General features: G+C 64.5%; 11 protein-coding genes. 4 read left to right on the forward strand and 7 right to left on the reverse strand.

Annotated features, from left to right (window positions below; translation table 11 throughout):
• Positions 1-15: 15 nt before the first annotated feature.
• A complete protein-coding gene (locus VPH40_RS13085; RefSeq protein ID WP_328573619.1) occupies positions 16-921 on the reverse strand; it encodes a DUF6279 family lipoprotein in 906 nt (301 codons plus the stop codon).
• A 25-nt stretch (positions 922-946) separates the two neighbouring features.
• Between VPH40_RS13085 and glmU the strand changes: the two genes are divergently transcribed.
• Positions 947-2,323: a bifunctional UDP-N-acetylglucosamine diphosphorylase/glucosamine-1-phosphate N-acetyltransferase GlmU gene (glmU, locus tag VPH40_RS13090; protein ID WP_328573620.1), complete on the forward strand. Its 1,377-nt coding sequence runs from the start codon at positions 947-949 to the stop codon at positions 2,321-2,323.
• A 433-nt stretch (positions 2,324-2,756) separates the two neighbouring features.
• Here glmU and VPH40_RS13095 read toward each other — a convergent pair whose 3' ends face one another.
• The 3 genes from VPH40_RS13095 to VPH40_RS13105 form a co-directional block, all read right to left on the reverse strand.
• Positions 2,757-4,427, reverse strand: a complete 1,671-nt coding sequence (locus VPH40_RS13095) for a ShlB/FhaC/HecB family hemolysin secretion/activation protein (protein WP_328573621.1) — start codon at positions 4,425-4,427, stop codon at positions 2,757-2,759.
• Between the two features lie 34 nt (positions 4,428-4,461).
• Positions 4,462-9,705 (reverse strand): YDG domain-containing protein, encoded by a 5,244-nt coding sequence (locus VPH40_RS13100; protein WP_328573622.1) that lies wholly within the window; start codon positions 9,703-9,705, stop codon positions 4,462-4,464.
• Between the two features lie 329 nt (positions 9,706-10,034).
• Positions 10,035-12,041 carry a sensor histidine kinase gene (locus VPH40_RS13105; protein ID WP_328573623.1) on the reverse strand — a complete coding sequence of 669 codons (2,007 nt, stop codon included), beginning with the start codon at positions 12,039-12,041 and terminating at the stop codon, positions 10,035-10,037.
• Positions 12,042-12,121: 80 nt separating this feature from the next.
• Between VPH40_RS13105 and VPH40_RS13110 the strand changes: the two genes are divergently transcribed.
• Positions 12,122-12,820, forward strand: a complete 699-nt coding sequence (locus VPH40_RS13110; RefSeq protein WP_328573624.1) for a response regulator transcription factor — start codon at positions 12,122-12,124, stop codon at positions 12,818-12,820.
• Positions 12,821-13,135: 315 nt separating this feature from the next.
• On the opposite strand, the gene VPH40_RS13115 is transcribed toward VPH40_RS13110, so the two are convergent.
• A complete protein-coding gene (locus VPH40_RS13115) occupies positions 13,136-13,609 on the reverse strand; it encodes an Lrp/AsnC family transcriptional regulator (protein WP_289912580.1) in 474 nt (157 codons plus the stop codon).
• Between the two features lie 161 nt (positions 13,610-13,770).
• On the opposite strand from VPH40_RS13115, the gene glmS reads away from it, so the two are divergent.
• On the forward strand, positions 13,771-15,600 hold the full coding sequence (gene glmS / locus VPH40_RS13120) for a glutamine--fructose-6-phosphate transaminase (isomerizing) (protein WP_099665965.1): 1,830 nt from the start codon (positions 13,771-13,773) through the stop codon (positions 15,598-15,600).
• A gap of 54 nt (positions 15,601-15,654) precedes the next feature.
• Here the strand turns inward: glmS and VPH40_RS13125 are convergent, their stop codons facing one another.
• Both VPH40_RS13125 and VPH40_RS13130 read right to left on the reverse strand, forming a co-directional pair.
• Positions 15,655-16,539: a methylenetetrahydrofolate reductase gene (locus tag VPH40_RS13125; protein WP_328573625.1), complete on the reverse strand. Its 885-nt coding sequence runs from the start codon at positions 16,537-16,539 to the stop codon at positions 15,655-15,657.
• 13 nt (positions 16,540-16,552) lie between these two features.
• A complete protein-coding gene (locus VPH40_RS13130) occupies positions 16,553-17,452 on the reverse strand; it encodes a LysR family transcriptional regulator (RefSeq protein WP_289906015.1) in 900 nt (299 codons plus the stop codon).
• A gap of 129 nt (positions 17,453-17,581) precedes the next feature.
• Here VPH40_RS13130 and msuE point away from each other — a divergent pair, with 129 nt between their 5' ends.
• Positions 17,582-18,163, forward strand: a complete 582-nt coding sequence (msuE, locus tag VPH40_RS13135; RefSeq protein WP_305053657.1) for an FMN reductase — start codon at positions 17,582-17,584, stop codon at positions 18,161-18,163.
• Positions 18,164-18,194: the final 31 nt, after the last annotated feature.

Consider the following 18,194-nt stretch of genomic DNA (forward strand, 5'->3'; position numbering starts at 1 on the left):
GCTGGCGCTGCCTGGCTATTTGGCTTGCGTGGCGAGGGAATTGAAATCGTCGATCCAGCCCTGCATGCGCTTGACGGCATGGGCTTTTTGCGTGGGCGTGGCGATCTTGATCACCGTCATGACCATCTGCGCCGTGCTGCTTTCGTAGGCATCGAAGAAGGCCTTGCGCTCGGAATGCTCGAGGCGCTCGAAACTGTCCTTGATCAGGGTGTTGATCAAGGTCACGGTGGCTTCCTTGCCGAGTTTTTCCTGGTGAACTTTCTTGACCAGGCTCAACACGTTCTGCTGGCGCCGCATGCGTTCGTCGAGCCAGATCTCGTTGTTCAGCGGACGCGCATCGGACGCCTTGCGGATGAGGGCTTCCTGCTCGCTGCTGAAGCTGCCGAACCACAGTTCGAATTGCTCCATGGCTTTCTTGTAGCGCAGTTTCTGGCGCTTCTCCTGGTCGCCGCTCAGGTATTTCTTGCGGTAATCCTCATTGTTCGACTTGAACTTCTTTTCCATCTGCGCGATCTGCTCGGGCTTGAGCGAGCGCGCCAGGTCGGCCAGCTCGGGCGCCGCCTTCAGCAACAGCGCCTGGGTGCGCTGCTTGATCTCGCTGTAATCCGCCAGCAGGTCCGCCTGCGTGGCATTGCCTTGCAACTGCTTCTGGCCCGTGCGCAGGATTTCCACGTAATCCTTCAATTGCGTCTTGCGGTGCCAGTCGAACAGCTTGTCGATATCGTCGCGCACCCAGCCCTTCTGGTCGCGGTCCAGGTCGACATACGCGTTCAGCCACCAGTACAGCACGGTATCGCCATTGTTGTAGGCCAGGCGCAAGCCGCTGCAGCCGGCCATGACGACGAGCAGGATGGCCAGTAAGGCATACGTCAAGCGGCTGGAAGACGTGGAAGACGGGGCCTGCGTGTTAAACTTTTTCATATTCTTAACTTATAAAAGACGGTCTATGAACGTTGTCATTCTCGCTGCCGGTATGGGCAAACGCATGCAGTCGGCACTGCCCAAGGTATTGCACCCGTTGGCGGGCAAGCCGCTGTTGTCGCACGTCATCGACACGGCGCGCGGCCTGGCGCCGTCCCGATTATGCGTGATTTACGGGCATGGGGGCGCAGCGGTGCTGAAGTTGCTCGACGGCTACAAGGTGAACCATGGCGTGCAGATCGACGCCGCCGAGCAGGCGCAGCAACTGGGCACCGGCCATGCCGTCCAGCAAGCGCTGCCTTTGCTCGATGACAGCGTGCCGACCCTGATCCTGTACGGCGACGTGCCGCTGACCAGTGCCGCTTCCCTGCAGCAACTGGTGCAGGCGGCCGGCAAGGACAAGCTGGCCATCCTGACCGTGGAACAGGACGACCCGTTTGGCCTGGGCCGCATCGTGCGCGAGCACGGCGCCATCGTGCGCATCGTCGAGGAAAAGGATGCGACACCCGCCGAGCGCGCCATCCGCGAGATCAACAGCGGCATCATGGTCGCGCCCACCGTGCAGCTCAAGCAATGGCTGTCGGCCTTGTCGAATGACAATGCCCAAGGGGAATACTATCTGACCGATATCGTCGCCCAGGCCGTCGCCGATGGCGTGGCCGTCACCTCGGCCCACCCGGCCGCCGTGTGGGAAGTGGCGGGCGTCAACAGCAAGGTGCAGCTGGCGCAATTGGAACGCATCCACCAGAACAATATCGCGCAAGCGCTGCTGGAACGGGGCGTGACCTTGCTCGATCCGGCCCGCATCGACGTGCGCGGCGAACTCATTTGCGGCCGCGATGTCACCATCGACGTCGGCTGCGTGTTCGAAGGCAGAGTCGAACTGGGCGACGGCGTGCGCGTGGGCGCCAACAACGTCTTCATCAACGCCACGGTGGCCGCTGGCGCACACATCAAGCCCTTCTGCCATATCGAGGACGCCGTCGTCGGCGCAGCTTCCATCATCGGCCCCTATGCGCGCCTGCGCCCGGGAACGGTCCTGGCGGAAGACGTGCACATCGGCAACTTTGTCGAAGTGAAAAACAGCCAGATCGCCGCGCACAGCAAGGCCAATCACCTGGCCTACATCGGCGACGCCACCATCGGTTCGAAGGTCAACATCGGCGCCGGCACGATTACCTGCAACTACGATGGCGTGAACAAGTTCCGCACGGTCATTGAAGACGACGCCTTCATCGGCAGCGACAGCCAGCTGATCGCGCCCGTCACCGTCGGCAAGGGCGCCACCCTGGGCGCGGGCACGACCTTGTCGAAAGATGCACCGGCCGGCAAGCTGACCGTGTCGCGCGCGCGCCAGGTGACCATCGATGGCTGGACGCGCCCCGTGAAAATCAAGAAGTAAGCGGCGCAGTCAGCCCTTGCACACAGGCAGGCCGCATGGCCTGCCTTTTTTGTATGTGGATAACTCTGTGGGCAAGCCACTGCACAAGTGGGGCATAAGCCTGTGTGCAAGCCTGCGCATAAGCTGTTGGCAAGTTTTGTAATCTGGCCCGCCATGCGCTTGTCCCTGCCTTTTCCGCTGATTCCAGCGGCTTGCCAGCGATGCAATCGCCTTTTCCTGCGGATTGTGGATAACTCTGTGCGTAAGCCTGCGGATAAGCGCTGGATAGTGTGGGTGCAAGTGGGGATAACTGCAGTTTTGCCGCCTGCTTCCCACATATTGCTGTGGGTAAGCCTGTGGAAAAACCGTGCACAGACGGTGGATAGCTGGTGGGTAAGTCTTGCGTTGGATCAAGCAACAGCCGAAAGTCGGGCTTCCGGCTGTTGCCGCCGCATCAGAAGCGGCGATTGAGTTCGACCCACAGGCGGGCCGAACTGCGCGCCGCCAGCAGGACGGGCGTGCCGCCGATGGGCTTGGCGACGTACGCGCGGGCATTCCACTGCTGCCCGTCCGCCCAGTTCACGCCCAGTCCGGCGCCGTGCAGGCGCGCGCTGTTCGGTCCCGGCGTCCAGCGCTGCTGGTTCACCGTCACGCGTGCGCTGTCGACGAAGGCCACGGCTTGCCATTGTCCCGCGTCGCTGGCGCTCAGTTCATGCCGCCATTCGGCGCTGCCGAAATAGCCGAGGTCGCCAGCTGCCGCGCCCACGTCATACGCGCGCACCGTGTACGGGCCTCCCACGCTCATCTTTTCAGAGGAATCGAGATTGCTGTCCGCCCACTGTCCCGCGAAGGCCAGGTACACGGCGTTGCGCTGGTCCAGGTTTTGCAGGCGCGACAGGTTGACGTTCCATTTCGCAAAATTGCCATGGCTGCGGGCGCTGAAGGCATCGTTCAGGCGCGTCAGCGGGTCGCTGATGTCGAGCTTGCCAGCCGTCGCGGCCACGCTCCAGCTGGTGATGGCGCCAGCCAGGGCCGCATCGCGCACGTCGCCGCCCAGGGTGGCGCTCAGGTTATCCAGGCGGCGGTCGCTGCGCATGGCGCTGGCGTCGATGCGGTCGCGCAAGTGCACCTGGTCATATTGCAGCTGGATCGACATGTTCGCATCGCGGCTGCGCAGCAGCGGATGGCGCAGCCAGGCACTGGCGACCTGGGCCGTGCCATGTGCGTGCAGCGGGCGCATGGCGCCTTCCAGGCGGTAGCGCAGGGCGGACATGGCCACCCCGGCGCGCGTGCCGGCGCCGTTCAGCAGCAGGTCATAGCCGAGACGCGCATACGACATGCCCGTGCCCGAGCTGAGCACGCTGGCGCTGGCCACGTCGCCCTGATGCAGCGGGTTGTACAGGTACACGGTGGCGCCAAGGCGGGCGCGGCCCGTGTAGCGGTTGCCATTGTTGTCGAGGAAGGCAGCGCCAGCCATGCGCGGGCCGGACCAGGCATCGACCAGGAGGTCGGAGCCGCCCACTTCGGCGCCGGGCGTGAGCGTGGCCGTGATGGCGACATTCGGTATGTCGGACAGCAACAGCAAGCTGCGGTCGAGTTCCGCCTGGCCGATGGTCTGGCCCGTTTGCAGCGGCGCCAGCGTGGCGTTCAGCAAGGCGTCGCTGACGTCGCTGCGGTTGTCGATGCCCACCTTGCCGTAGCGTGCCTCGAGCACGTCGATGCGCACGATGCCCTGGCGGATGGTCTGGGCAGGCACGATGGCGCGCGCCAGCGGATAGCCATGGGCGCGGTAGTAACTGGTGATGCGGGCCGCCAGTTCTCCCAGTTGCTCCAGGGACAAGGTCGTGCCGTGGGCGCTGGCGACGAGCGCCTGCAAGGTGGCCGTATCGAACGCGCTGTTGCCGGCGATATCGATCTGCGTGACGAGAAAGGGCGCGCTGGCGGGCAGCGGCGCGCCCTCTTTCTGTTCGATGCGCAGCGCCGGCGCGCCGGGAGCCGTATTGGCGGGCGTGGCCGGCTGCAACTGGCGCAGGATGGCGCCCGCATCGGGCACGACCGGGGTGGTTTGTGCTATGGCGCATGGCGCAAAGGCCAGCAGCAGCAGGGACAGCAACGGTTGTTGCATCAGGTGTCGCGGAGTCAAGGAATGAGTCATGGTGTTATTGATTTACGTTAAGCATGTTGGCGGGCAGCTTGACGCCGCCCAGGACGACTTGCAGGGCCGGGCCGCGGCTGCCGATCTGCATGCTGGTGTTTGGCAAGGCATTGCTGGCGGCAGCCGTGCCGGCCGGGGCATCCGTCTGCGTGATGGTGATGGTGGGCGCGGCGGCCAGCGTGCCGGGACGCGTGTCGGCAAAGCTGCCCAGCACTTGCGCCTGCAGTTGCACCACGGCTGCCTGGGCCGGTGGCGGCAGGCTGGCCGGCGGCGGCAGGCTTGCCGACGTCAAGGTCAGCGCGCCGGCATTGCTCTCGGCTTGCACGAAGGCATAGTCGGTCGAGGCCAGGCCGCTTCCCGTGATGGCGTAGTTGCCAGCCGGACTGCCGGCCGAGGCCGGGCTGGTCCAGGCCACGGTGCCGCTGGTGGCGTCCGCCAGGGTGTCGCTGCCCAGCAGGCCGCTGACCTTGCCGCTCAAGCCTTCCGGCGCGCGGCCACCCGTCAGGCTGGTGGCCGTGGCCGTGTACAGCAAGTTGGCCTTGGCAATATCGGCGGTGATGTTGCCCGGTTGCACGAGGTCATAGTTGTCCGCATCCGCACCCTGCAAGGTGTAGCCGTCGACGATGACGGTTTTGCCTGTTCCGGCGTGCTTGTCGGCAAAGCGGGCAGTGCCGCCCGCCACGCTCAATTGGTCGTCGCCCAGCGCCTGCACCTTGGCCGTGCCCGTCAGGGTGGCGCCCGTGGTGGCGTCATACACCTTGTTTGCCGCCCCCACGCCGGCGACGACCACGCTGGCCTTGCCGATGTCGGCCGTGACGTTGTTCGGTTGCACGAGGACATAGTTGGCCGCATCCGCGCCTTGCAAGGCAAAGCCGCTCAGGGTGACGGTCTTGCCCATGCCAGCATTCTTGTCGGCAAAAGATGCGCTGCCGCCGGCGACGCGCAGTTCGTCGTCGCCCAGCGCCAGCACCTTGGCCTTGCCCGTCAAAGTGGCGCCCGTGGTGGCGTCATAGACTTTATTGGCCGCACCCACGCCGCTCACGCTGACAGTAGCTTTACTGATGTCGGCCGTGATGTTGTTCGGCTGCACCAGCACATAGTTGCCCGCATCCGCACCCTGCAGGCTGTAGCCATCGACGATGACGGCCTTGCCTTTGCCTGCGTTCTTGTCGGCAAAGCGGGCCACGCCGCCGGCCACGCTCAACTGGTCGCCGCCCAGCGCCTGCACCTTGGCCTTGCCCGTCAGGATGACGCCGGTGGTGGCGTCATACACCTTGTTTGCCGCACCCACGCCGGCGACGACCACGCTGGCCTTGCCGATGTCGGCCGTGACGTTGTTCGGCTGCACCAGCACATAGTTGGCCGCATCCACGCCCTGCAAGGTAAAACCGCTCAGGGTGACGGCCTTGCCCATGCCGGCGTTCTTGTCGGCAAAACGGGCGGTGCCTCCGCTTACGTTCAGCTGGTCGTCGCCCAGCGCCTGCACGCTGGCCTTGCCCGTCAAGGTGGCGCCCGTGCTGGCGTCATAGATTTTATTGGCCGCCCCCACGCCCTGCACATTCAGCGTGGCGCGGTTGACGGTGGCGCTGTGCCTGCCGCCTTCCAAGGTGTAGTTGCTGGCCTGGCCCGTGCTGCCGTCAGCCAGCGTCAGCGTGCCGTTGGCCATGGTCTTTTTTCCAGCCGCGTTTTTGTTGTCGAGGATACCGTTACCCGACAGCAACAGGCTCTCGCCTTGCACCAGGCCGTTCAGTGTCAGCAGACCGGCCGCCATGCTGGCGCTGCCGTCATAGGTGCGCGTGCCGTTCAGACTGATGACGGCCCGGTTGATCGTCAGGGCGCCCGCCTGCAGGTCGATGTCATACCCTTGTTGGCCGGAATACAGGTAGGTGCCGGCGGCGTTGTAGAGACCGGCATCGCGGATGGCGCCGTACAGGCTGTTGCTTGAGGAAAAGACTTGCCCGGAGTCGGCAGCGCCAGCGACCGAGTAACGGGCATTGGACAGGCCCCCCGCATAGCTTTGGCCATCGTAAGTCTTGCTGACCGCATCCGAGGTGACGGTCAGGGCGGTCAGGAAGCTGCGCAGCAACGGCGCCGTCTGGCCTTCATAGATGCGCCAGATGGCGCCGCTGCCGGCGTTCGTGGCCATATCCCAGCCACCGAAACTCGATTTCGAGTGCAGTTGCGCATCGCTCAAGGCGTGCACGTTCGTCTGCGCGCCGCCACCGCTGCCAATGCCCGAGACGCCGTCAGTACTGGTCCAGAAGCTGTTGTTTACCTGGCTGAAGTTGGTGCCGATCAACGCGCCCTTGCTGGTCTCGCCCTTGACCATGCCCGTCGCGTACGTGTTTTCGACGATACCGCTCATGTTGAGGCCGATCAAGCCGCCCACGGACGTGCTGCCGCTGACGGCGCCGCTGGCGTAGCTGTTGTTGATATTGCCGTCGTTCGTGCCGAGCAAGCCGCCAACGGACTCGCGGCCATTGACCGTTGCGCTACTGTAGCTGTTGGAAATGAGGCCCCTGCCGTAGCCTGCCAGGGCGCCGACGTGGATGACGCCGCTGATGCTGCCGCCCAGTAAGCCGATATTGCTGATGACGGAGGAGCTATCCGCATAGCCGAACAAGCCGACGATATCGAAGTCGGACGCGATGGTCAGTCCGCTGATGGTATGGCTCTGGCCGTTCAAGCTGCCGGTGAAGATATTTTCTATGCCGCCGCCCAGGCCGTTTGCCATGCCGACAGGGATGAATCCATTCCTGCCCCAGACGCCCTTGCCGCCCGCCGTGGCGCTGGCATCGATGTTGGCGCCCAGCACGTAGCTGCCATTGAGTGCCATGGACATCAATTGCAGCTGGTGCGCATTGTAGATCGTTGTGGAATACTCGGATGCCAGCATGGGATAGGTCCCGCCTTCGCCATGGCCGGCATTATTCAAGTTGCCGTCGACGTTGACCAGCACCCAGTTATTGCCCTGCGCGCCAGGCGTGGTGGTGAAATTGAATCCCGTAAAACTGCTGGCCGTGCGCATCTGCGTGTCCGTCAGGCCGGTGCCGCCCTTGGAGGTCGCCTGGCCCGTACCGTCGATAGACCAGAAACTGTTGCTGATTTGCTGGGGCGCGCTGTTGCTGCCGATCAAACCGCCGAAGTTGGTGCCGCCGTCGGCGATGAGCAGGCGCCCCGCCGCGTAGCTGGTATTGACGGATCCCGCTCCCCAGTTGGTGCCCACCAGGCCGCCGATCTCGGTCTTGCCCGCCACGCTGCCCGTGGCATAGCTGTTGCTGATCGTTCCCTGGTTGATGCCGACCAGGCCGCCGCTCTGGGTATTGCTGCTGACGGCGCCCGAGGCGTAGCTGTTGACGATGGTGCCGCTGTTGCGCGCCACCAGGCCGCCGCTGATGAAGCCGTCGGCGATGACGTCGAGCGCCGCATAGCTATTCTTGATCGTGCCCTTGTTGTCGCCCACCAGCCCACCGGCGTAATAGTGGGTCTTGATGCGGCCGCCATTCAAACCCACATTCTGGATCAGGGCATCCTTGGTGGTAATGGAAAACAAGCCGCTGCCGCCGCCGGACCCGGACATCATGCTGAGCTGATTGATGGAATGGCCGAGGCCGTCGAAGATGCCGCCAAAGGCCGCATCCCTGCCCAGCGGCACGAAGCCCGCGTCCCACCAATTGGGGTTCCAGGCGGCCGAGGCGGTGGCCGAGGCGTCGATGTCGGCGCCGAGCACAAAATTGCCGTTCAGTTTGCCATTGATCCCTTGCAAGTCGGTGCCCGTGACACTGCGGTAAGCGCCCAGCTGGGTAATCACCGTGTAGCCGGTACGTGCGCCATCGGCGCCCAGTTTGGTGCTGAAGTTTTGCCCGGCGGGCAAACTCACCTGCGCGCCGTTGCCCAGCTGATATATGGCCGTGTTGCCGGCAGCGGCGGCGCCCTGGCCGTATTCCAGCGCCAGGCTGGCCGTGCCGGAACCGTTCAGGTTGGCGTTGATATTGATGTTGCGCTGCGCATGCAAGGTCAGTTCATTGGCCGACCAGCTGACCTGGTCGTTGACGTGCACGTCGCCGGCCGTGCCGTGGCTGCCTTGCGTGCTCTGGATCACGACATTGCCGTTGCGCAAATTGGCCGTCAGGGCGGCGCCGCTGATATCGCCGCCGCTGGCGGCGATGGTGAAGTCGACGGGGTCGATCAGCCAGGTGCCGGCGCGGCCCTGGGCAGCGGCCGTGCTGATGCGCACGTCGTTGCCGATCTTCACGTGGGCGGCGCTCGTTTCGATGAAGCCGCCATTGCCGCCCGTGGGGGCGCTGGCGTCCAGGGTGCCGCTCACATGGGTGGTGCCGGCGGCCATGCCGCCGAGCAAGACGATGCTGCCATCGCGCTGCTCCACGCTGCGCGCCTCGATGACGCCCGTGTGGTTGACGACGCTGGCCAGCAGCGAATCGCGGGCGCCTGCGCTCATCAGCACCTGGCCGCCATCGGCGCGGATCAGGCCGCCGTTTTCGGCCAGGTTGTTCAGGGTGCTTTGTTCGATGCGCAGTTGCAGCAGGCGCGCGCCGTCAAAGCTCAGGGTGGCGGCGCTGCCGGCGCCCAGGGCGACCGTGCCCAGGCGGGCCGAGATGGCGCCCTGGTTGCTCACTTGCCGGCCCAGCAGGGCGACATAGCCGCCATCGGCCGCGCGCAGCGTGCCTTCGTTGACGACCTTGCCAGTACCTTGGCCGCCGAACGCGTGTTTCGAACTGCCCAGGCTGGCGCTGTCGATGTCGAGCGTCGAAGCCACCAGGCCGCCCACGTTGACTTGCGCGCCGCGGCCGAACAGCACGCCGTTCGGATTGATCAGGTACACCTGGCCATTCGCGTTGACTCTGCCGAGGATCTGCGTGCCGTTGCTGTCGAAGATGCGGTTGACGGCCAGCGCGCTGGCCGAGGGCTGGACGAAGTTGACGGTTTCCTTGGCGCCCACGTTAAAACTGTTCCAGTTCAGCGCGGCCTGCGCGCTGCCCTGATGGATGGTGGTGGTGCCGCCCTGCTGGCTGATGCTGGCCGTGCCGCTCACCACCTGTCCGCCCGTGGGCGCGGCCTGCGCCGGCCCTCCCAGCGCCAGCGCCGTTATGGCGGCCGCTGCCGCGGCCAGTTTGCGGCGGCTGCCCTTGCCGCGCCCGCGCGACGTTTCCGCGACGGCGACCCAGGCGTTCAAGACGTGGCTCCAGACGAGGCGGTAGATGTGGTTCAACGATCCGTGACGATGCATGCGATGTCCTTGTTGATTTGAATAGGGAGACGCCCGCGCGCCTGCGGACCTGGCCGGGCTGGCGCGAGCGGGAAATGGGGGAAGAACGGGTCAGGAAAGCGGCGCGAACAAGGAGGGGCCGGTGAGGTGGCTGGCGAGTTGGTTGCGGTGCATGTTTTCCCTGTGCTGTGCGTGGACGGCGTCCGTTGCGGCTTTTGTTGCTTTTTTAAATATAAACGTTATAAAAAGCTACAAAGATTTCTGAACGGAAAGATATCAGAACGGGGAAATTTAAAATTGAGCAAACCTGAGCGATTCCCGACTGATTTAGTCGGGAATACGCGCGGTCGTCAGACGGGCAGGCGCAGGGCGAAGCTGATGGTGCCGTTGTTGCCGGCGCTGGCCAGTATCACCTGGCCGCCGTGCAATTCGGCGATGCGCTGCACCAGGTACAGGCCCAGCCCGGCGCCAGGCTTGTGCTGGGCGATGCGGCCACGGAAGTATTTCTGGAACAGGCGCGGGATTTCATCGGCGGGCAGCGGCTCGCCTTCGTTGCTGACGGCGATCTGCACGCGGCCGTCCTCGAGCGTGCCGGCCTGCACGCGGATCGCCAGGGCTTGCGGCGCGTGCCGGTCGGCATTGCTGAGCAAGTTGCGCAGGGCCACGCGCAGCAGGCTGGCGTCCACCACGGCGCTGGCGGGCAGCGCCTGTACGCTGGCTTCGATGCGGCCTGGTGGCCATTCGGCCAGCACGGCCGTCAGCAGCGCGGGCAAGTCGCATGGCAGGGGCCGGAAGGTTGCCGCGCTCGTTTCCATGCGGTCGGCGCTCAGGTATTCATCCACCAGCGCCGTCATGCGGCCGCTCGCTTCGCGCAGGTTCTGGCAGCGCTGCAGGGTTTTTTCCCGCGGCGCGTCCGTGTTGCGGGCAATTTGCTGGGCCGTGGTATTGATGATGGCCAAAGGCGTGTGGAATTCATGCGACACCATGGCAACGAAATCCTGCTGCTCTTCGCGGGTGCGGGTTTCCACTTCCAGCGCGGCGCGCAATTCGCCTTCGAGCACGGCGCGCCGGCCGATTTCCTGCCGCAGCGCCACGGTGCGCAGCGCCACCTGCTCTTCCAGCCGTTCATTCAGGGCGCGCACGGCGCTGACGGCCTCCGCCTGTGCGCGGTCCTTGGCGCGGCGCAATTCGGCGTAGCGGCGGTTGAGGCGCAGGCTCATCAGCATCATGTGCACGAAGGCGCCCAGGGTGGCCGCATGGTTGGTCCAGAAGTTCGGCGGCACGATGGCCATATTGCGCAGGAAACTGATCACCACGCCCGCGTAAAAGATGCCGAAGATAAACAGGAAAGCGTGCGCCGGACGATGCCCGCGCAGCGCCAGCCAGCTGGCCAGGGCGATGAACAGCACGATCAGCGGCAAGGCCGTCATTTGCACGACGAGCACGCCGGCGGCATAGTCGCCGTGCAGCACCAGCAGCGCCCCGCACAGCGCGGCAGCGGCCGTCAAACCCACCACGACGCGGCTGAAACGGGGATACAGGGCGGGCAGTTCCAGTTGCAATGTGGAAAAACGCGCGCCGACGGCGATGGACATCGCCATCGACACGCCCAGCATGGGATCGGACAGCCAGTTCGGCATGGTGAAGATTTGCTGGGGAATGGCGATCGTCAGCGCTTCCGTCGTGGCATTCGTCAGCACGTACAGCAGATACCAGCCGCTGTGGGCTTCGCGCGTCATGCGCCAGAAAAAGATATGGAACAGGATCAAGAGCAAATAACTGCCGAACTGCAAGCCGTAGTACAGGTATTCGCGGCGCGAAGCGTTGTCGAAGGCATCGCTGGGCAGCAAGGTCAGCTCCGTCGACATGGCTTTTTTGCTGTGCAGGCGCACCAGCCAGCGCTGCGGCGTGTCGGCTTGCAGGCGCAGCGGAAACACCACCTGGCGCGCATCGATGGGCCAGTTGCCGCGCGCCACGTCGGCGCCCGCTTCCTGCAAGACCCAGTGGCCTGCCGCGTCCCAGCGGTACAGCCGCACGTCGTCAAGCACAGCGTTGCTGAAACGCACGACCCATTCATCGGGGGAGGCTGCCGCGCGCGTGACGTCCAGGCGCAGCCAGACGGCGTCCTGCGTGTATCCGGCGCTGACGGCGCCGGGCAAGGTGCGCCAGCCTGGCGCCGCCAATGCCGCATCGGGCCCCAGCCGGCCCGTGGCATCGCGCAGCATCTGCAAGTGGCCGCTGGCGGACACGGGCTGCCCGCTGGCCGGCAGCAGCAGCGGCGCAGGCAGGGGCGCGGCAACTGCAGCGTGGGGGAACAGGGCGGTGAAGAACAGGCAAAGGGCGAGCAGGATTTTCATGGCGAGGCAGCTTACCACGGCCAGCATGGGAGTCAGAAAGACAACTTCCCGGCCCCACGGCGATCGGTTATCCTTGCGCCATGTTGAACCTCATCCTGCTTGAAGACGAAGCCGTGCTGCGCCACGAGTTGACCGAGTTTCTCGGCGATTGCGGCTACCGCGTCAGCGCCGTGGCCGACCTGGCCGCCTTCCACGCCTGCTACGCGCCGGCCGTGCACCGCATTGCCATCATCGACCTGGGCTTGCCCGATGGCGAAGGCATGGTGCTGGTGCGCGCCTTGCGCGCGCAGGGGCAGCCCATCGGCATCGTCGTGTTTACGGCGCGCGGGGCCACGCAGGACAAGGTCAACGGACTGGGCGGTGGTGCCGACTATTACCTGCCGAAGAGCGCCGACCTCGATGAGCTGGCCGCCACCCTGGGCGCGCTGGCCCGGCGTTTGGGCGCGCCGCCCGCCGACGCGCCGCCGCCCGCCACGGCCTGGGTGCTGGAACTGGGACCGCGCCGCCTCTTGCCGCCCGGCTGCGGCGCCATTGCGCTATCGCAACAGGACGTCATCGTGCTGCACGTGCTGATGGCCGAGCCGGAACGCATCGTCAGCCGCCAGCAGATCGTGCAATCGCTGGGCGAGGATTTTCTCACCTACGACCAGCGCCGCCTGGACACCCAGATCAGCCGCTTGCGCCGCAAGGCGGAACAGGCGGCGGGCCTGGCCTTGCCCATCAATACCGCCCGCAACGCCGGCTACCGCTTCTATGCCGAAGCGGAAGTGCGCCCCTGAGTTTTCCCGTCTGCCGCCGCGGACGGGCTGTGGATAAGCCTGTCGATAACTGGACTCGTAACTTGTTGGCAAGCTGTGTGCAGCCGGTGCACAAGTCAAGCTGGCAGTAGCTTGTCTACTCTTTGCATGTTGGTGCGGTACCGTCGCGGGCCGCCTGACGCTGCTTCCCCGCGCATCCCTTGCTCTGCTGCCATGGCTTGCCCGCGTCATGCTTGTGCATAAGCCTGTGGGCAAGTGCGGCATAAGCGGTGGAAAAGCACCGTATAAGTGTGTGGGCAAGCGGTGTGCAAGCGGTGGATAAATGAAAGTAAAAAATCACACGGCGATGCGCGTCTCGAATTTGCTGCGGAACGTGGAAAAATAGCTTTTCACGTTGCGCACATTTGCGTGCGCGGCAAACAGGCGGTGCGCCAGCGCGTGATACGCGGGCATGTCGGCCACCTGCACCATCAGCACGAAGTCGGGGCCGGGCGAGACGCGGTAGCATTGCAGCACGGCGGACTCGCCCGCCACGAGCTGCTCGAATTCCGCCATGCGTTCCGCCGCCTGCACGTCGAGCGTGATTTCCACGATGGCCGTCAGGCGCGCGCCCACCAGCTGCGGCGCGACGATGGCCACTTGCCGTTCGATGACGCCGCTTTCCCGCAAATGCTTGACCCGCCGCAAACAGGTGGGCGCCGAAACGTGCACCGCTTGCGCCAGCTCACTGTTGGTTTGCGATGCATCAATTTGCAAGGCGTTCAGGATGCGACGATCGATCTCGTCGAGGGTAATGTTGCTATCGCTCATGGTTTTGATGAATTGGAAAATAAATTGATTCTAAATGAAATAATATTTCATCACAAAATGAGTGTGAAATATTCAGTCAAAAATGCACAGATTTAGAAAGCATATTTCATTCACTCTGCATTAGCATGCTTGCATTGATTAAATTTTAGACAGAGGTTTCCATGTGCGGCATCGTCGGCGCGGTAGCGCAACGTAATATCACTCCCATCCTGCTCGAAGGCTTGAAGCGCCTGGAATACCGCGGCTACGATTCCTGCGGCATTGCCCTGCATGCGGATGGCCGCTTGCAGCGTTCGCGCTCCACCTCGCGCGTGGCGGAATTGGAAAAGCAGATCGCGGAAGAAGGCTTGAGCGGTTTCACGGGCATCGCCCACACGCGCTGGGCCACGCATGGCGCCCCTGTCTCCTTCAATGCCCACCCGCACTTCTCCCCGACGGAAGAGAATGCCCGCGTGGCGCTGGTGCACAACGGCATCATCGAAAACCACGACGAACTGCGCGCCGAACTGACGGCCTTGGGTTACGTCTTCCAGAGCCAGACGGACACGGAAGTGATCGCCCACCTGGTCGAGCACATGTACAACGGCGATTTGTTTGAAACCGTGCAGCAGGCCGTGAAACGCCTGGACGGCGCGTATGCGATCGCCGTCTTTTGCCGCGACGAGCCGCACCGCGTGGTCGCGGCGCGCCAGGGCTCGCCCCTGATCGTCGGCCTGGGCAATGGTGAAAACTTTGTCGCGTCCGACGCCATGGCGCTGGCCGGCACGACGGACCAGATCATTTACCTGGAAGAAGGCGACGTGGTCGACCTGCAACTGTCGCGCTGCTGGATCGTCGACGTGGATGGCAAGCCCGTCGAGCGCGAAGTGAAAACCGTGCACGCCCACACGGGCGCGGCCGAGCTGGGCCCGTACCGTCACTACATGCAAAAGGAAATCTTTGAGCAGCCGCGCGCCATCGGCGACACGCTCGAAGGCGTGACGGGCATCATGCCGGAATTGTTCGGCGATAACGCTTATGCCATCTTCAAGCAGATCGACCGCGTGCTGATCCTCGCCTGCGGCACCAGCTCGTATGCGGGCATGACGGCCAAGTACTGGATCGAGGCCATCGCCAAGGTGCCCGTCAGCGTGGAAGTGGCCAGCGAATACCGCTACCGCGACAGCGTGCCGCACCCGAACACGCTGGTGGTGACCATTTCGCAAAGCGGCGAAACGGCCGACACCCTGGCCGCCCTGAAACATGCGCGCAGCCTGGGCATGCAGCACACCTTGACCATCTGCAACGTGGCCACCAGCGCCATGGTGCGCGAATGCGCGCTGGCCTATATCACGCGCGCCGGCGTGGAAGTGGGCGTGGCCTCGACCAAGGCGTTTACGACGCAGCTGGCCGGCCTGTTCCTGCTGACCCTGTGCCTGGCGCAAGTCAATGGCCGCTTGAGCGAAGAACAGGAAGCGGCGCACCTGAAAGCCATGCGCCACTTGCCCGTCGCCATCGCGTCCGTGCTGGCGCTGGAGCCGCAAATCATCGCCTGGTCGGAAGAATTCGCCCGCAAGGAAAACGCCCTCTTCCTGGGCCGCGGCATGCACTACCCGATCGCCCTGGAAGGCGCCCTGAAACTGAAGGAAATTTCGTATATTCACGCCGAAGCGTATCCGGCCGGCGAACTGAAGCACGGCCCGCTGGCCCTGGTGACGAATGAAATGCCGGTCGTTACCATCGCGCCGAACGACGCGCTGATCGAAAAGCTGAAGTCGAACATGCAGGAAGTGCGCGCCCGCGGCGGCCAGCTGTACGTCTTCGCCGACGTCGATTCGCGCATCAGCTCCGGCGAAGGCTTGCACGTCATCCGCCTGCCCGAGCACTACGGCGACCTGTCGCCGATCCTGCACGTGGTCGCGCTGCAATTGCTGGCGTATCACACGGCCCTGGCGCGCGGCACGGATGTGGACAAGCCACGCAATCTGGCCAAGTCGGTGACGGTGGAGTAAGCAGGACGGATGGCGCCTGTCGCCGGCGGCGCGCTGCCGCTGGCGAGGCGCTCGTCAGCCAGGGGCCGGGTTGGCGCGGGAACGGTACTGCTCGATCCACTTCACGGACTGTGCAATGCCGCCGAAGGGAAAGAAATGCAGGCTGACCTCGCCGTGTGCCGCTGTCAGCCCGGCGGCCAGGCGCTCGACAAACAGGTCCGGCCCCGCCGTGCCGAACAGCTTGCCGATGGACACGCCGTACTTGGACCACATCGAGGCGCATGCACTGACGCCGCACAATGCGGCATAGCGGGCCAGCACCGCGATGCTGGCGGGACCCGGCACGCCCACGCGCACGGGATGCTCTATGCCCCGCTCGCGCAGCGCTTTGAGCCACGTCAACACGATATCGGCATCAAACGCAAACTGCGTGACGATCAAGGGCGTCATGCCGCGCTGCGCGATGCTGCGGCACTTGCGTTCGAGCACATCCCACTGCTCTGCCTTGCTCATGACCGGATGGCCTTCCGGATGACCACCCACGCCGATCACCTGCATGCCTGCGCGCTCGAACACGCCTGTGTCGATCAGCGCGGCACTGTCGGAAAACGGCCCCATCGCGGTGGATGGATCGCCGGCGATCACGAAGCAGCGCTCGACGCCTGCTTCGGCGACGGCGCGCTGGACGAATGACTCAAACTCGGCGAACGAGGCAATACGGCGCGCGGACAGGTGCGGCATGGGTTCGAAGCCGAGCGCGCGCACGGTGCGGGCCGCGGCCAGCCGCGCGGCGTTGTCCTCGCGCGGCAGGTAGGGAATGGCAATGGTGGACGCGGGCGCTATCCGCGGCGCCGCCGCGCTCAACGCCGGCATGTCCTTCGCACTGACTTCCAGGGAATACGCGTGCGTGACGTGGCCAGCGGACCCGAGCTGAGCGGGATGCATCAAGAGATGACCCATGGCGTCGCTGCGGTCACTGCGCACTGGCGCTGGCAGGCTGGCGCGCCAGTGCGATGAAGGCGCGCACGTAGTCGATGGCGGTGTCCGTCTCGCGTGCCCCCAGGAAAATCTGCTTGGCGATGCCGCGCGCGCCCAGCCGCACAGGCACCACGTCCATCTTGGCCGCGTACTCCTCGACCAGCCAGCGCGGCAGGGCGGCCACGCCGCGGCCGCTGGCCACCATCTGCAGCATGATGTCGGTGGTTTCGATGGCTTTGTGGCGCTTGGGCGTGACACCGGCCGGCAAGAGGAACTGGTTATAGATATCCAGGCGTTCGATGTCTACGGGGTAGCTGATCAGCACTTCCTGCGTCAGTTGCTGAGGCTGCACATAGGCCGCCGCCGCCAGCGCATGGCCCTTGGCCACGACGAGCACCTGCTCGTAGTCGAACACGGGTTCGAACGTCAGTCCCGGCTTGTACAGCGGGTCGGGCGTGACGAGCAAGTCGATCTCGTAGCCGAAGAGCGCGCCGATTCCGCCGAACTGGAACTTCTGTTTGACGTCCACATCCACGTCGGGCCATGCGGCCAGATACGGCGACACCACCTTCAGTAGCCACTGGTAGCAAGGGTGGCATTCCATGCCGATGCGCAACGCGCCGCGCTCGCCCTGCGCGAACTGGCCCAGGCGCTCTTCGGCCAGGTCCAGTTGCGGCAGCACCCGGTTCGCCACCGCCAGCAGATACTGGCCGGCCTGCGTCAGGCGCAGGTTGCGCCCTTCGCGCAGCCAGACGTCGGTGCCCAGTTGCTGCTCCAGCTTCTTCATGCTGTGGCTCAGGGCCGACTGGGTCAGGTGCAGCACGCCTGCGGCGGCCGTCAGCGACCCTTGTTTCTCGACCTGCTGGACGATGCTGAGGTGGATGCGTTCAAGCATTGAGATGAGCCATGTTCATGGATGTATGAAATAAGACCATTATACTTCATCGATTCCCGCCGCTATCATCGATCCCCTTGTTGCCTGCACTTTTACGGCCCTGGCGCATCCATCCACATGAAAGCAAACATGACACGTCCACTTCGTTTAGTCGCGGTTTCCGGCGGGCTGCAACGCCCTTCCAAGGCGGCCGCCCTGGCAGAGCACCTGATGGACCTGATCGCCGAGGAAGTGCTGTGCGAACAACGCCTGGTCGAACTGGGCCAGCTCGCCCCCCAGCTGGCCGGCGCGGTCTGGCGCTCCCACCTGCCCGAGACGGTGGAGCGGGACCTTGTTGCCGTCGAGCAAGCCGACATCCTGGTGGTGACAACACCGGTCTACCGCGGCTCCTACACGGGACTGTTCAAGCATTTCTTCGACTTCATTCATCAGGATGCCCTGATCGACAAGCCCGTCCTGCTGGCGGCCACCGGCGGCAGCGAGCGCCATGCCCTGATGATCGACCACCAGTTGCGTCCGTTGTTCAGCTTTTTCCAGGCGCGCACATTGCCGCTGGGCGTGTATGCCACCGACAAGGATTTCGCCGACTACCGCGTGCAGGACGAGGCCCTGATCCAGCGGGCCGCGCTGGCCGTGCAACGGGCATTGCCATTGATCGCATTGACGCGCCATGCGAGCCCGGTCACCGCTGAAGAGGTGGTCGCAGCCTGATACGCATCGCCACGGTCACCAAGCAATTACC

The organism is Janthinobacterium sp. P210005 (assembly GCF_036231865.1).
Lineage (GTDB): Bacteria > Pseudomonadota > Gammaproteobacteria > Burkholderiales > Burkholderiaceae_D > Janthinobacterium > Janthinobacterium kumbetense.